Annotated in this window: 13 protein-coding genes, 1 tRNA gene and 3 pseudogenes; 13 read left to right on the top strand and 4 right to left on the bottom strand. The window is 68.9% G+C overall.

Annotated elements, in window-relative coordinates:
- The 4 genes and pseudogenes from ASD47_RS27425 to ASD47_RS05490 form a co-directional block, all read left to right on the top strand.
- Positions 1-628 (top strand): annotated as a pseudogene (locus ASD47_RS27425) (hypothetical protein); the annotation flags it as partial.
- Between the two features lie 20 nt (positions 629-648).
- Positions 649-1,713, top strand: a pseudogene (locus ASD47_RS27430) (biotin/lipoyl-containing protein).
- A gap of 39 nt (positions 1,714-1,752) precedes the next feature.
- A complete protein-coding gene (locus tag ASD47_RS05485) occupies positions 1,753-2,157 on the top strand; it encodes a DUF805 domain-containing protein (RefSeq protein ID WP_056752736.1) in 405 nt (134 codons plus the stop codon).
- Positions 2,158-2,224: 67 nt separating this feature from the next.
- Positions 2,225-2,632, top strand: coding sequence for a DUF805 domain-containing protein (locus ASD47_RS05490; RefSeq protein WP_056752738.1), 408 nt, complete (start codon positions 2,225-2,227; stop codon positions 2,630-2,632).
- A gap of 116 nt (positions 2,633-2,748) precedes the next feature.
- On the opposite strand, the gene lipB is transcribed toward ASD47_RS05490, so the two are convergent.
- The gene (gene lipB / locus ASD47_RS05495; protein WP_056752742.1) at positions 2,749-3,474 is read right to left on the bottom strand and encodes a lipoyl(octanoyl) transferase LipB; all 726 of its coding nucleotides are present in this window, start codon (positions 3,472-3,474) and stop codon (positions 2,749-2,751) included.
- A gap of 53 nt (positions 3,475-3,527) precedes the next feature.
- Here lipB and ASD47_RS05500 point away from each other — a divergent pair, with 53 nt between their 5' ends.
- The 6 genes from ASD47_RS05500 (at position 3,528) to ASD47_RS05525 (ending at position 8,635) form a co-directional block, all read left to right on the top strand.
- Positions 3,528-3,797 carry a FliM/FliN family flagellar motor switch protein gene (locus ASD47_RS05500; protein WP_132096345.1) on the top strand — a complete coding sequence of 90 codons (270 nt, stop codon included), beginning with the start codon at positions 3,528-3,530 and terminating at the stop codon, positions 3,795-3,797.
- Positions 3,798-3,858: 61 nt separating this feature from the next.
- The gene (locus ASD47_RS05505) at positions 3,859-4,242 is read left to right on the top strand and encodes a hypothetical protein (RefSeq protein WP_056752745.1); all 384 of its coding nucleotides are present in this window, start codon (positions 3,859-3,861) and stop codon (positions 4,240-4,242) included.
- A gap of 78 nt (positions 4,243-4,320) precedes the next feature.
- Positions 4,321-4,405: transfer RNA gene (locus tag ASD47_RS05510), tRNA-Leu, on the top strand.
- A gap of 143 nt (positions 4,406-4,548) precedes the next feature.
- Complete coding sequence (gene mgtE, locus ASD47_RS05515; RefSeq protein WP_056752748.1) at positions 4,549-5,991, top strand: magnesium transporter; 1,443 nt, start codon at positions 4,549-4,551, stop codon at positions 5,989-5,991.
- 178 nt (positions 5,992-6,169) lie between these two features.
- Complete coding sequence (spmX, locus tag ASD47_RS05520) at positions 6,170-7,402, top strand: lysozyme-family localization factor SpmX (protein WP_056752751.1); 1,233 nt, start codon at positions 6,170-6,172, stop codon at positions 7,400-7,402.
- Positions 7,403-7,480: 78 nt separating this feature from the next.
- A complete protein-coding gene (locus ASD47_RS05525; protein WP_056752752.1) occupies positions 7,481-8,635 on the top strand; it encodes an isovaleryl-CoA dehydrogenase in 1,155 nt (384 codons plus the stop codon).
- A gap of 233 nt (positions 8,636-8,868) precedes the next feature.
- On the opposite strand, the pseudogene ASD47_RS28120 reads toward ASD47_RS05525, so the two are convergent.
- Positions 8,869-8,954 (bottom strand): annotated as a pseudogene (locus ASD47_RS28120) (hypothetical protein).
- A 181-nt stretch (positions 8,955-9,135) separates the two neighbouring features.
- On the bottom strand, positions 9,136-9,267 hold the full coding sequence (locus tag ASD47_RS27910; protein ID WP_255355500.1) for a hypothetical protein: 132 nt from the start codon (positions 9,265-9,267) through the stop codon (positions 9,136-9,138).
- A gap of 143 nt (positions 9,268-9,410) precedes the next feature.
- Between ASD47_RS27910 and ASD47_RS05530 the strand changes: the two genes are divergently transcribed.
- Positions 9,411-10,187, top strand: a complete 777-nt coding sequence (locus ASD47_RS05530; RefSeq protein ID WP_056752755.1) for a methyltransferase domain-containing protein — start codon at positions 9,411-9,413, stop codon at positions 10,185-10,187.
- Here the strand turns inward: ASD47_RS05530 and ASD47_RS05535 are convergent.
- Positions 10,153-11,928, bottom strand: a complete 1,776-nt coding sequence (locus ASD47_RS05535) for a patatin-like phospholipase family protein (protein WP_082564481.1) — start codon at positions 11,926-11,928, stop codon at positions 10,153-10,155. The genes ASD47_RS05530 and ASD47_RS05535 overlap by 35 nt on opposite strands.
- 112 nt (positions 11,929-12,040) lie before the next feature.
- Here ASD47_RS05535 and ASD47_RS05540 point away from each other — a divergent pair, with 112 nt between their 5' ends.
- The gene (locus ASD47_RS05540) at positions 12,041-13,648 is read left to right on the top strand and encodes a carboxyl transferase domain-containing protein (RefSeq protein ID WP_056752764.1); all 1,608 of its coding nucleotides are present in this window, start codon (positions 12,041-12,043) and stop codon (positions 13,646-13,648) included.
- Positions 13,649-13,759: 111 nt separating this feature from the next.
- The gene (locus ASD47_RS05545; protein ID WP_056752768.1) at positions 13,760-14,599 is read left to right on the top strand and encodes an enoyl-CoA hydratase-related protein; all 840 of its coding nucleotides are present in this window, start codon (positions 13,760-13,762) and stop codon (positions 14,597-14,599) included.
- Positions 14,600-14,602 lie beyond the last annotated feature (3 nt).

The following is a 14,602-nucleotide window of genomic DNA, read 5'->3' on the forward strand; positions in this document are numbered from 1 at the left end:
GCCCAGGCCGCCGGGGTCAGTTGCGTGCCCGGCCATATCGGCGAGATCGCCGACGCCGCCCACGCGGTGAAGATCGCCGAGGAGATCGGCTATCCGGTGATGATCAAGGCCAGCGCCGGCGGCGGCGGCAAGGGCATCCGCGTGGCCTGGAGCCGCCAGGACGTCGAGGAGGGCTTTCCGGCCGTGCGGGCTGAAGCGGCCGGGGCGTTCGGCGCGGCGGCGGCAAGGGCATCCGCGTGGCCTGGAGCCGCCAGGACGTCGAGGAGGGCTTTCCGGCCGTGCGGGCTGAAGCGGCCGGGGCGTTCGGCGACGATCGCATCTTCATCGAGAAGTTCATCCAAAGCCCGCGCCACATCGAGATCCAGGTGCTGGGCGACAAGCACGGCCATGTCGTCCACCTGTTCGAGCGCGAATGCTCGATCCAGCGCCGCAACCAGAAGGTCATCGAGGAGGCGCCCAGCCCGCTGCTGGACGAAGCCACCCGGGCGGCCATGGGGGCCCAGGCCGTCGCTTTGGCAAAAGCGGTCAACTATGACAGCGCCGGCACGGTGGAGTTCGTGGCCGGCCAGGACAAGAGCTTCTACTTCCTGGAGATGAACACCCGCCTGCAGGTCGAGCACCCGGTCACNCTATGACAGCGCCGGCACGGTGGAGTTCGTGGCCGGCCAGGACAAGAGCTTCTACTTCCTGGAGATGAACACCCGCCTGCAGGTCGAGCACCCGGTCACAGAGCTGATCACCGGCCTAGACCTGGTCGAGCAGATGATCCGCAGCGCCTGGGGCGAGCCGCTGGCCTTCGCCCAGCCAGACCTGAAGATCAACGGCTGGGCGATCGAGAGCCGGATCTACGCCGAGGACCCCTACCGCAAGTTCCTGCCCAGCATCGGCCGGCTGGTGCGCTACGCCCCGCCGGCGGAGGGCGAGCAGGATGGCTTCACGATCCGCAACGACGCCGGCGTGCGCGAGGGCGACGAGATCTCGATGTACTACGACCCGATGATCTCCAAGCTGTGCGCCTGGGCCCCCACGCGGCTGGCGGCGATCGACGCCATGGGCCGGGCGCTGGAGGACTTCCACATCGAGGGCCCGGCCCACAACATCCCGTTCCTGGCCGCGGTGATGGACCAGGAGCGGTTCCGCCCGGGCCCGCTCGACCCGGGCGGGGCTGAGCGGACCGGTGCGCGACGAGTGGGTCGTCGCCGTCGGACCCGCCAAGCGCCGGGTCCGGCTGTCGGACCAGGCCCCCGGCCTGAGCGTCGAGCTGCTCGACGAAGGCCGGACCCTGGTCCTGGAGACCGTCGACTGGCGGCCGGGCCAGCCGGTGTTCAAGGGCGTGCTTGGGGGCAAGCTGGACGGCCAGGCCTTCACCGTCCAGGTCGCCCCGGCCGCCGAGGGGTTTGTGATCCGCCACCGCGCCGCCAAGGCCCGGGTGCTGGTCCTGACGCCCCGCAGCGCCGAACTGCACGACAAGCTGCCCGAAAAGCAGGCCGCCGACACCTCCAAGCTGGTGCTCTCGCCCATGCCCGGCCTGGTGGTCAGCATGGACGTCGCCCCCGGCCAGCAGGTCCGCGAGGGCGAGGTCGTCTGCGTGCTCGAAGCCATGAGAAGATGCAGAACATCATCCGCGCCGAGCGCGACGGCCTGGTCAAGACCGTCAACGCCAAGCCCGGCGACCCCGTCGCCGCCGACGAGATCCTGGTGGAGTTCGGCTAGACGTGATCATCTTTCCCAAGGTTGAGCCTGGGGGATTCGATGACGCTGACGCACAAGATTTTCGGCTTCGACGGGCGGCTGCGCCGTCGGGACTACTGGCTGATCAACATCGGGACCAGCCTGGTCGTGGCCGTGATCACCTTGCTGTCTTTCGCGATCTTCGGCGATTGGGAAAGGAACAACGGCCCTTCGACGGTCCTTCAGTACCTGCTGTACATTCCCCAGTTCTGGGTCGGACTCGCCCTGGCGCTAAAGCGCTGCCATGACCGCGACAAGGGCGGCGGCTGGGTGGCCTTCTTCTGGCTGGTCCCGGTCGTCGGCTGGATCTGGGGGGGCATCGAGCTGGGCTTCCTGGACGGCACCCAAGGCCCCAACCGCTATGGCAAGTCGCCCAAGGGCGTCGGCGGCGACACTGACAGTGAACTGGCCCAGGTCTTCGCCTAGGCGCCGGCCCTTCCGTCCGGCCGCGACGCGGCTTAGGTTCGTGCGAGACGTCTGGGGCCCTGGCTGAATGAACGAACGCGCGGAGTGGTGGGACCTGTTCCTGTCGGCCTCGGGCCGGACGGCGCGCGGCCCTTCCCTGATGGTCGCCGGGGTGCTGCTCGGCGTGGCGGTCCTCTATGACGCCAGCCTGCCCGACGCCCTGCATTGGCTGACCGGCTGGCTGGTCTATCCGGCCCTGGTGTTCTGCGGCGCCTGCGTGCTGTCCAAGCGCCTGCATGACCGCGGCCGGTCGGGCTGGTGGGCGGCGCTGGTGCTGATGTCGCTGATCGCGGTCTGGCCCACGCCCAAACACTTCCTGGACTTCCTGTTCGCCGGGGTCCTGGTCTGGGCGATCGTCGAGCTGGGCGTCATGCCGGGCGAGCAGGGCGCCAACCGCTATGGACCCAACCCGCTGAAGCCAGCGACGGCGGCTTGAAACACCGTGCGTCCCTCGAGGCTCGCCCCAAGGGCTCGCACCTCAGGATGAGGAATTCAGCAACATAGCTCCTCATCCTGAGGCGCCCGCGCAGCGGGCCTCGAAGGACGCAGGGGCTAGAGGAGGGGAGGCGCACCCTCGACCGGCCCGAACACCCGCGTGAACGCCGCGCGCAGGGCTTCGTCGGCCTCGTCCATGGTCACCGGCAGGCCCAGGTCGACCAGGCTGGTCACGCCATGCTCGACCTGGCCGCACGGCACGATGCCGCTGAAGTGCTCCAGGTCAGGCTCGACGTTCAGGCTGATCCCGTGGAAGCTGACCCAGCGGCGCAGCTTGACGCCGATCGCGGCGATCTTGTCCTCGCGCGACCAGCCGGGCCCCTTGCGCTCGACCCAGACCCCGACCCGGCCTTCGCGCATCTCGCCGGTCACGTTGAAGACGGCCAGGGCATCAATGATCCAGGTCTCCAGCGCCGCGACGAAAGCCCGCACGTCGCGGCCGCGCCGGGTCAGGTCCAGCATGACGTAGGCCACGCGCTGGCCCGGACCGTGATAGGTGAACTGGCCGCCGCGGCCGCTCTCGAACACCGGGAAACGATCGGGGGCGATCAGGTCGGCCGGCTTGGACGACACGCCGGCCGTATAGAGCGGCGGATGCTCCAGCAGCCAGATCAACTCGCCGGCGGTCCCGTCAGCGATGGCGGCCGCGCGGGCCTCCATGGCGGCAACGGCTGCCGGGTAGGGAACGTACCCGGTCGAAACCGCCCACCCCACGGGCGCGCCGTCGGGCGCTCCCAAGACCGGAAGCGCCGAGTTTTCAAGGTTTAACGGGCGATCAAGCATGCGGCCTTAGTCTTGCAGTCCGAGAGCCGCGACCAGTCGCGGTCGCGAGTGAAATCCAGGGGCCTTACTTCGTGAGCCAGGTCAACGCCGTCAATGTCGAGATCTCCGTCCTGCTGGGGCGCTCGATCCTGCCAATGCAGCAGCTGCTGCGCATGGGCCGCGGCGCGGTGATCCCGCTGGACGCCAAGACCAATGACGAGGTCTGGATCCTGGCCAACAACCACCCCATCGCCCGCGGCGAGATCCAGATCAGCGACGACCGCATCGCCATCCAGGTGACCCGCGCCGCCGACGTCTACGACTACATGGCTGGCGGGACCTGAGGCGCTTGCCGTCGCCGTCGAACGCGTGAGACATCCTCTTCCACGGACCGGAGGAGATCGAATGCTACGCAAGGCGGCGATGCTGACCAGTGTGTTGGCCCTGGCCCTGACAGCCGGCGTGCAGGCCCCAAAGACCCATACCGGCGTCTGGGACAACATCACCTCGATCGAGGAGACCGGCGATATCGTCGGCGCCAGGGTCGAGGTGTTCGACGGCCCCAGGCCCTATGTCCTGGCGCGGATCTGCGAAGGCGAGTGTCCGCCCGAGCCGCTCAGGTCGCCGGCCGTGATCAAGGGCGACACGATCACCTTCGACTATCGGATGGACAGCAATCCGCCGGACACCCTGCATGTGGTCGGCCGCTTCACGCGCAAGGGCCTTGTTCTCAGGACCTATCCCGACGCCGAGGAACAGCTGCTGCGGCCGGCCAAGCCCGACGCGTGACCGTGCGCTTTTCGCGGCAGGCAAACTCCGCTCTTTCCAAATCGGACTCAGTTTGCTACCTGCCGCGCCTCACCACGAGCGGTCGTGGCGGAATTGGTAGACGCGCAGCGTTGAGGTCGCTGTGGGGCAACCCGTGGAAGTTCGAGTCTTCTCGACCGCACCAGGTGAGACAACGGATAGAGCGCTTCCGGCGAAATCGGTTTCCGACTCGCCAGGGGCGCTCTAACCATTTCCGGGGAAGGGCTTGACCCTTCGCAGCCTTAGGTCACGCGCAGGACGCACGTCTTCAGAACTCAGGAGGTCCCCATGTCCCGGGAAACAACCGACCTGACAGACGATCCGCGCCACAACCTGGTCATCCCCGAGCCCGAAGCCGTCGAGGATCTGGAAGACCTCGCGCTGGGCGACGACTACGCGCTCAATCCCGAATATGTGGAAATGGTCATCGACGCGGCCGACCGCGGCGACACCGGGCGTCTGCGCGAGCTGGTCCACGCCCTGGATCCGGCCGACGTCGCCGACCTGATGGGCTTTCTGTCGGCCGGCTATCGCGAAGAGGTGATCCCGGTTCTGGACCCGGAATGGCTGGGCGAGATCATCGCCGAGCTGGACGACAACCTGCGCGAAGAGGTGCTGGAGGCCACGCCGTCCGCCACCCTGGCCAAGGCGCTGGAGGAGCTGGACTCCGACGACGCCGCCGACGTCATCGACGACCTGGACGAGGGCAAGCGCGCCCAGGTGTTGGCCGCCATGGACGAGGGCGACCGCGCGGCCATCGAGACGACCCTGGCCTATGAGGACGAGACCGCCGGCCGCCTGATGCAGCGCGAGTTCCTGGCCGCGCCGCAGTTCTGGACGGTGGGCCAGACGATCGACCACGTCCGCGAGGCCGGCGACCGCCTGCCGGAGCTGTTCTTCGACGTCTATGTGGTCGATCCCAGCTTCACCCCGGTCGGCGCCCTGCCGATCAGCCAGCTGCTGACCAACAAGCGCGAGACCCCCCTGGCCGAGATCATGGAGCCGGTGACCGAGATCGCCGTCGACATGGACCAGGAAGAAGTCGCCTACATCTTCGACAAGTACCACCTGATCAGCGCCCCGGTCATCGAGCCCGGCGGCCGGCTGGTGGGCCAGATCACGGTCGACGACATCGTCGGCGTCATCCGCGAGGAGGCCCAGGAGGACATCCTGGCCCTGGCCGGCGTCAGCGACACCGGCCGCGACGCGACGGTCAACGACATCGTCCGCTCGCGCCTGCCCTGGCTGCTGCTGAACCTGGTCACCGAGACCATCGCCGTCAGCGCCATCGCCATCTTCCAGGACCAGATCGCCAAGCTGGTGGCGCTGGCGGTGCTGATGCCGATCGTCTCGTCCCTGGGCGGCAACGCCGGCACCCAGACCCTGGCCGTGGCCGTCCGCGCCCTGGCCAGCAAGGAACTGAACGCCGCCAACGCCCGCCGGATCATCGTTCGCGAGCTGTCGGTCGGGGCGATGAACGGCCTGGTCCTGGCCGTGGTGATGGGCATGGCGACCTTCGTGTTCTACCACAACGCCAAGCTGGCGATCACGGTGGGCCTGGCTCTGGTGGCCAACATCGTCACCGCGGCGCTGGGGGGCATCCTGGCGCCGCTGGCCCTGGAGAAGATGGGCCGCGACCCGGCGGTCTCCTCGTCGATCTTCGTGACCTTCCTGACGGACTTCATGGGCTTCTTCGCCGTGCTGACGATCGCGGCCCTGCTATTGCGGTAGGCTGGGCCGGCATCGCGCCTCGCCCGAGGCGCGTCGGTCCGCCCCCTTCGCGCCGCGCTCCGTGTCCGGAATGGCAAATCGCTGAAGTCGGGGGTGGGACAGGCCCCCAACGGCGCCCATCTTGCGCCGCGTGCCCCGAACGCATCCGCGTCTGTATCAAACTGGGTCAGTCTTGGCGATGAAACCGCGCTATCAGGTCTCCCGCGCCGCCGTCGATCTCATCAAGAGGTTCGAGGGTTACCGGATGAAAGCCGCCCAACTGCCGGACGGGCGCTGGACGCTGGGCTATGGCCACACCCTGACCGCGCGCGCCGGCGCCTCCGTCTCGGAACAGGACGCCGAAGCCCTGCTGCTTTACGACCTGATCACCGTCGCCCACGCGGTCAACGAGAACGTCTATACGTCGCTGAACCAGAACCAGTTCGACGCCCTGGTCTGCTTCGCCTTCAACATCGGCACGGAAAACTTCGTCCGCTCGGCCGTGCTGCGCCGCCTCAACGAGGGCGCGCTGCTGCAGGCGGCCTGCGAGATGGAGATGTGGCGCAAGGCCGACTTCGAGGGCGAGCGCATCGTCGTCGACGCCCTGGTCCGCCGCCGCTCGGCTGAGAAGGCCCTGTTCCTGACCCCACTGGACGGCGCCTGGGTGGCCGCGCCCAGCTCGGTGCTGCGGCCCAGGATCGACCACGACGCCAGCAAGCTGGTGCCCAGCCAGGCGCCAGTGGCGATCACCACCGCCCTCACCGGCGACAGGGCCGTGGCCTTGCGCGACGACGGCTCGTCCGTCCCGGGATTGCCCGGCGCCGGACCCAGCGCCAGCGAACAGGCCGCCGCCGCGGTCGGGGCGCGCCTGGAGGCGATCCTGCCGGACGAGGCCGCCCCGTCGACGGCGATCGCCGCGCCGGCCCAGGACCTGGTCCTGCCGGACCCGCCCGTTCCCGCGGCGGCGCCGTCGCCGTTCGTTTACGCGACCCCGGAGCCGCTGGCGGCGGCTCCGCCGATCGCCGCGCCGTTCCAGCTGACGCCGGAGGATCCGGCCGTCGAGCCCGCCGCCCCGACCCCCGAGCCAAGCCTGTTCGAAACCGCGCGTCCGGCGCCCAGCGGTTCGCTGTTCAATCTGGGCGGTTTCTCGACCAGCGGCCCGGTCGAGCTGGAGGCCCAGGACGTCGCCTTCTCCCATGTGCAGCCGCACGCCTTCGGCAGCGTCAGCCTGCTGGTCGTCCTGGGCCTGCTGGGCCTGGCCCTGTTCGGCGGCGGCATCCTGTGGAACCTCAGCGTCGGGGCCGGCGAGGGCTTGTCGCTGGTCAAGATCTTCGGCTGGAGCGCCAGCGTGGTCGGCATGATCTGCTTCGCCACCGCGACCTATCTGCTGATGCGCCGATTGGGCGACCCCGGGCCGCAGGACGAAGACTAGACCGCGATCGCGATCATCGTGAGCATGAACGCCCGCGGGTCTGCTTGATCCGCGGGCGTTTGTGCTATGCAGAGGGTCATGAGCAACCAAACCGCACCCTCGATGGACTTCGCGCTGGGCGAGACGGCCGACGCGATCCGTGACACCACCGCCCGCTTCGCGGCCGACCGCATCGCGCCGATCGCCGCCCGCATCGACGAGACCAACACCTTCCCGCGCGAGCTGTGGGTCCCGATGGGCGACCTGGGCCTGCATGGCATTACGGTGGAGGAAGAGTTCGGCGGCCTGGGCCTGGGCTATCTCGAGCACGTGATCGCCATGGAGGAGGTGAGCCGCGCCTCGGCCTCGGTGGGGCTCAGCTACGGCGCCCACTCCAACCTCTGCGTCAACCAGATCCGCCGCTGGGCCACGCCCGAACAGAAGCAGCGCTACCTGCCCAAGCTGATCAGCGGCGAGCACGTCGGCTCGCTGGCCATGAGCGAGGCGGGGTCGGGCTCGGACGTGGTGTCGATGAAGCTGAAGGCCGAGCCGGTCGGCGATCGCTACGTGCTGAACGGCACCAAGTTCTGGATCACCAACGCGCCGCACGCCGACACCCTGGTCGTGTACGCCAAGACCGACGATCGCCGGATCACCGCCTTCCTGATCGAGAAGGGTATGAAGGGCTTCAGCGTCAGCAAGAAGCTCGACAAGATGGGCATGCGGGGTTCCGACACCGCCGAGCTGGTGTTCGAGGACTGCGAGGTGCCGGAGGAGAACGTCCTGGGTGCGGTGGGCGGCGGGGTCGGGGTGCTGATGAGCGGCCTGGACTACGAGCGGGCTGTGCTGTCGGCGGGGCCGCTGGGCATCATGCAGGCGTGTCTGGACGTGGTGCTGCCCTATGTCCGCGAGCGCAAGCAGTTCGGACAGGCGATCGGCTCGTTCCAGCTGATGCAGGGCAAGGTGGCCGACATGTACGTGGCCCTGAACTCCGCGCGGGCCTATGTCTACGCCGTGGCGCGGGCCTGCGATGCGGGCAGGACCACGCGGTTCGATGCGGCGGGCGCCATCCTGATGGCGTCGGAGAACGCGGTGAAGGTCTCGCTGGAGGCCATCCAGGCCCTGGGCGGCGCGGGCTACACCAAGGAGTGGCCGGTCGAGCGCCTGCTGCGCGACGCCAAGCTCTACGACATCGGCGCGGGCACCAACGAAATCCGGCGGTTCCTGATCGGGCGGGAGCTGGTGGGGGCGTAGCGTCCGATATAGACCCTCCCCCTGTGGGGGAGGCGATCGCGCAGCGATCGGTGGGGGGAGTTTGGAGCCGATCGAGGATCGCCCGTCGCCCGATCGCTCCCCCTCAGTCGCTTCGCGACAGCTCCCTAGAGGGGGAGCAGTAAAATGTAAGGGCCGCCCCGATCGCTCGGGACGGCCCTCCATCGTCGTAGCCGCGTCGCGGCGTGACTTCAAACCTTAGGCGTTCAACGCCTTCAGTTGGAGACCTCGATCTTCAGGCCCCAGGTCACGACTTGCGACCGCGGTTGGAGACAATGAGACACTGGTCACCTCCTTTCAGTTGTTGAACAACACAAGACGAATATGGGCGCCGATCGGCCATCCTGCAAAGGGGGCAATGTCGCGACCGGACGTCGCGGCTCGCAAAGGCTTCTTTGAAGGGCAAGCGGAGACGAGAAGAGGGGCAGTCCGGGTCGCGCAAGGGGGGCATGCGCGACCCGGGGCCGCATCGTCGGATCAGGCTAGAGGGCCCGCACGATCACGACGATGAGGGTCCAAAGACCAAGGTTCACGCCTAGCAGGCCCAGGCGATACAGGGTCACGGCCGAAGGGTCGGCGGCGAGGGCGACAGCGGTGGCGGCGGGGCGCTTCACGTTTGTTTCCATCCTGCGGCGCCTTGAATTTCCACGCCTTGACCAAAGAATAGGCGCTCGGCGCCGCTTCCCCCATGCGACAAAAGCGACGGATCGGGCCAAATGGACGGACCGATTGTCGCAGTTCTTTCACGGAGGGCCGCATGCCGGTCTGGGATCCCGACGTCTACCAGCGCTACAAGGCCTATCGCGACCGCCCGGCCCTGGACCTGATGCTGCAGATCCCCCGCGACCTGCAGCCACGCGAGATCTGGGACCTGGGCTGCGGGACGGGAGAGCACGCGGCCCTGCTGGCCAGCCGCCATCCCGGCGCCCGGGTGCACGGCCTGGACTCCAGCCCGGAGATGCTGGCGCGAGGCCGGGCCATGCGGGCCGACATTGAGTGGGCGCTGGGCGACATCGCGACCTTCGCGCCCCAGGTCCCGCCCGACCTGATCTTCACCAACGCCGCCCTGCAGTGGGTGGACGGCCACGAGACGCTGTTCCCCCGCCTGATGAGCCTGCTGGCGCCGGGCGGGGTCCTGGCCTGCCAGATCCCGGTGGTGGCCGACGACGGCTGGCGGCGCAGCCTGCGCGAGACGGCCCTGGACGGGCCCTGGGCCGCGCGGCTGGCCGATGTCGAGCGGGTGCGCTCCGGCGTCGATCCGCGGGCCTATCACGACTGGCTGTCGCCGCTGAGCCAGGATCTCGACGTCTGGGTGACGACCTATGTCCATGCCCTCGGCGGCGATGACCCGATCGTCGACTGGACCTCGGGGACCAGCCTGCGGCCGTATCTGGAGGCTCTGGCCGATCCGGACGAGCAGGCGGCGTTCCTGGCGGCCTGGCGCGAGCGGCTGGCGGTCGACTATCCGCGCCGTGACGACGGGGTCACGCTGTTTCCGTTCAGCCGGCTGTTCGTGATCGCCCGCCGCTATTGACCTCGGCCCGGGCCAGGTCGGCCAGGCTGGAGCGGCGCCGCAGTTCGGTCACCGGCTTGCCCAGGCTGTCCAGGGCCAGGGCCGCGGCCGCGCGTCCCGCGGCGACCGCGGGCTCGAAGGCCTTCCAGTCGCGGATATCGACCTCGTTGAGCTTGGGGGTGATCAGCACGTCCGAGGCCTCGCGGCTGGCCGCCAGGTCACGGCCCGTCGAGACGGTGGCGGCCCGCATCAGCAGCGCCACGATCGGCGGACCCTTGCGCCACTCGCCCGACCACAGCCACCGCCACAGCGAGGTCGGGCGGTCGACGTCGTCGGCGGTGATGCTGCGGCCGCGGGTGACGTCTACCCCGACAATCGGTCCAAGCTGGAAGGCGCGCATCACGTCGGCCGGGAAGTTCTTCATCACCGCCCCGTCGACCAGCACCGAATTGCCGTCCGCCACCGGCGGCAGCACGCCGGGCAGCGAGATCGAGGCCCGCAGGGCCTCGCGCAGCACGCCCTGGCGGTGCAGGTGGTATGCGCCCGACGTCAGGTTCGAAGACACGCAGAAGAACGGCAGCCAAAGGTCGGCGATCTCGATGTCGTCGAAATGCTCGGCCAGCCGCGCCTTGACCTTCAGGCCCTGGGTCATGGCCACCAGGGGAAAGGCGATGTCGTCCAGCGGGCTGGTGTCGACGAAGGCCTTGCGGATGCGGGTTTCCATCTCGCCGTCGTCCCAGCCCATGGCCAGGCCCGCGGCGACGACCGCGCCCATCGAGGCGCCGCCCACGAAGTCGATCGGCACGCCGCGCTCGCGCAGGGCCTGGATGGCGCCGATATGGGCGTAGGCCCGTGCGCCGCCGCCCGACAGCACCAGGCCCACCGACTGGCCGGTCAGCACCCGCGCCAGGCGCTGCACGTCGGCCATGCCGTTCTCGCGCACATGGAACAGCCGCGCGGCCTGGGTGGCGTTCAGCCATTCGCCCGAGCCCTTGGGGTGGGTGACCTTGGCCGGCTGCAGCAGGATCAGGTCGACCAGCCGCTGGTCCTGCAGTGGGCCGGACGCGTAGGTCGGGATCATGGCGGGCGGCTTGCGATCGCCCAGGCCGACGCGGAACAACCGGTCCACCTGCCGGCCGACGACATGTTTCCAGGCGGTCTCGTCGGCCTCGGCGACATACAGCACGAAGTCGTGCTGGCGCTCGACCGTGCTGAACCATTCGGTCGGGGCCAGCAGCGAGGCCGCCCCCTCGACGGTGACCGAGTAGCCCAGGGCCGCGATGGCGTGGGCGATGCGCTCGACGATCGACCGGATCGCCTTGCCGGGTTCGACCGCGATGAAGCCGAACACCGATGGGTCGCCGATCGAGGCGTGGGCGCCGGCGTTGCGGGCCCGGCGGATCATCAGCCGCGACAGTTCGATCATCACGTCCGGATCGCGCTCGACGGCCTCGAAGAAGGCGGCGCGGGGTAAGGCCAGGACTTCCGAATCGCGCAGCGCCACCAGGTTGGCCGAATGGGCCGAGCCGGCGATCATCGCCATCTCGCCGGCCGGTTCGCCAGGGCGGATCACCCCCAGGAACTGCGGCTCCTGGCCTTCCTCCCGGCGGAAAGCGCCCAACCGACCGGTGCGCAGGAAGTAGAGATAGTCCGCCGCCTCGCCGGGCGCGTACAGTGTCGCGCCGCCCGGTAGCGAGAACCAGGCGGCGTCGCCTTCGCGGTGTTCTTGCGCGAAGAGCCGGGCGAGGGCCGTGTCGGCCATGAAGTCGGGCAGGGTGACCACGGGTGGACGCTAACTTGAACCGCCGACCTTGGCCAACGAAGGTCAAAAACTGCGGCTTTCGGTGGGAAACGGAAAAGGCTATGCCTCGATAATGCCGAAGATGAACACGGGTATCGACAAGAACGGCGAGACCTTCGCCAAAAACGCCGCGCACAACCGCGCCCTCGTGGAGACCCTGCGCGAAAGGGTCGCGCAGGCGGCCCTGGGCGGTCCCGAGAGCGCCCGGACACGCCACACGTCGCGCGGCAAGCTGCTGCCGCGCCAGCGGGTCGAGCGCCTGCTGGACTCCGGCTCGCCGTTCCTGGAGATCGGCCAGCTGGCCGCCTGCGACCTCTATAACGGTGAGGCGCCGGGCGCGGGCCTGATCACCGGCATAGGTCGGGTGTCGGGCCGCGAGGTGATGATCGTCGCCAATGACGCCACGGTGAAGGGCGGGGCCTATTTCCCGATGACGGTGAAGAAGCACCTGCGGGCCCAGGAAATCGCCCAGCAGAACCGCCTGCCGTGCGTCTATCTGGTGGATAGCGGCGGGGCGAACCTGCCGCACCAGGCCGAGGTGTTCCCCGACCGCGATCATTTCGGTCGGATCTTCTTCAACCAGGCCCGGATGAGCGCGGCGGGTATCGCCCAGATCGCCTGCGTCATGGGCTCGTGCACCGCCGGCGGCGCCTATGTGCCGGCCATGAGCGACGAGACGGTGATCGTCCGCGACCAGGGCACCATCTTCCTGGCCGGCCCGCCGCTGGTGAAGGCCGCCACCGGCGAGGTGATCAGCGCCGAGGAACTGGGCGGGGCCGACACCCACGGCCGCCGTTCGGGCGTCGTCGACCACGTGGCCAATGACGACGAGCATGCGCTGGAGATCGTCCGCTCGATCGTCGCCAACCTCAACACCACCAAACGGGTCGAGACCGAGATCCGCGACGCCAAGCCGCCGCTGTTCGACGCCGAGGACCTGTACGGCGTCGTGCCCACCGACGTGCGCGCGCCCTACGACGTGCGCGAGGTGATCGCCCGCATCGTGGACGGCAGCGCGTTCGACGAGTTCAAGGCGCTGTACGGCACGACCCTGGTCTGCGGCTTCGCCCGCATCTGGGGCCAGCCCGTGGCCATCCTGGCCAACAACGGCGTGCTGTTCAGCGAAAGCGCCGTGAAGGGCGCGCACTTCATCGAGCTGGCTTGCAAGCGCAAGATCCCGCTGGTCTTCCTGCAGAACATCTCGGGCTTCATGGTCGGCGGCAAGTACGAGGCCGGCGGCATCGCCAAGGACGGCGCCAAGCTGGTCACCGCGGTCGCTTCGGCCGAGGTTCCGAAGTTCACGGTGCTGATCGGCGGCAGCTTCGGGGCCGGCAACTACGGCATGTGCGGCCGCGCCTACAGCCCGCGCTTCCTGTTCACCTGGCCCAACAGCCGCATCAGCGTGATGGGCGGCGAGCAGGCGGCCAGCGTGCTGTCGACGATCAAGCGCGACGGGATGGAGGCCAAGGGCGAGACCTGGGCGGCCGAGGACGAGGAGGCCTTCAAGGCCCCGATCCGCGCCCGCTACGAGGCCGAGGGCGACCCCTACCACGCCACCGCCCGGCTGTGGGACGACGGCATCATCGACCCGGCCCAGACCCGTGACGTGCTGGGCCTGGCGATCTCGGCTTCGCTGAACGCTCCGATCCCGGAGACGACGTTCGGCGTCTTCCGGATGTGATCAATGGCGGCCCTCGTCCTTCGACAAGCTCAGGATGAGGAATTCAAATGTCGGAGTAGCCCTCATCCTGAGCCTGTCGAAGGACGAGGGCGGACCAAGAAAGTGGAAGCCATGACCAACCCCATCGCCGACCCGATCGTCGAGGTTCCCGACACCGACGCCATGACCCCGCTCGTCCACCTGGACTCCACGCCGGAGGGCGCGGTCACCGTCTGGATCAACCGTCCGGCCAGGAAGAACGCCTTCGACGCGGCGACCATCGCGGCCCTGCACCAGGCGTTCGAGACCCTGCATGGAGCGGAAGGCGTGCGGATCGTCTTCCTGCGCGGGGTGGGCGGGGCGTTCAGCGCCGGCGCCGACCTGGAGTGGATGAAGGCCGCCGCGGACTGGAGCGAGGACGACAACCGCGACGACGCGCTCGGCCTGGCCCATATGCTCAAGGCCCTGCACGACATCCCGGCCCTGACCGTGGCCCTGGTCGAGGGCCCGGCCTTCGGCGGCGGCGCCGGCCTGGTCGCCGCCTGCGACCATGCCCTGGCCACGGCCGACGCCAAGTTCGCCTTCTCGGAGGTCAAGCTGGGCCTGACCCCCGCCACCATCAGCCCCTATGTGATCGCCGCCCTGGGCCCGCGCACCGCCAAGTTGCTGTTCGCCACCGGCCGGGTGTTCGACGCCGACCAGGCCTGGAGCTACGGTCTGGTCGACGAGGTGTTCGACGACGCGGCCGGGCTGGTCGCCGCCCAGGACGCCCTGGTCGAGGAGGTCGCGCTGTGCGCCCCCGGCGCCATCGGCGACGCCAAGGCCCTGGTCAACGACTTCGTCGGCCAGAAGATCGACCGCGGCCTGCTCGACGAGACGGCAAGACGCATCGCCCGCCGCCGCGTGTCCGACGAAGGCCAAGAAGGCGTGCGCGCGTTCCTCGAACGCCGTAAACCCGGCTGGACCATCTAGAGT

It is taken from the genome of Caulobacter sp. Root1472 (assembly GCF_001426985.1).
Lineage (GTDB): Bacteria > Pseudomonadota > Alphaproteobacteria > Caulobacterales > Caulobacteraceae > Caulobacter > Caulobacter rhizosphaerae.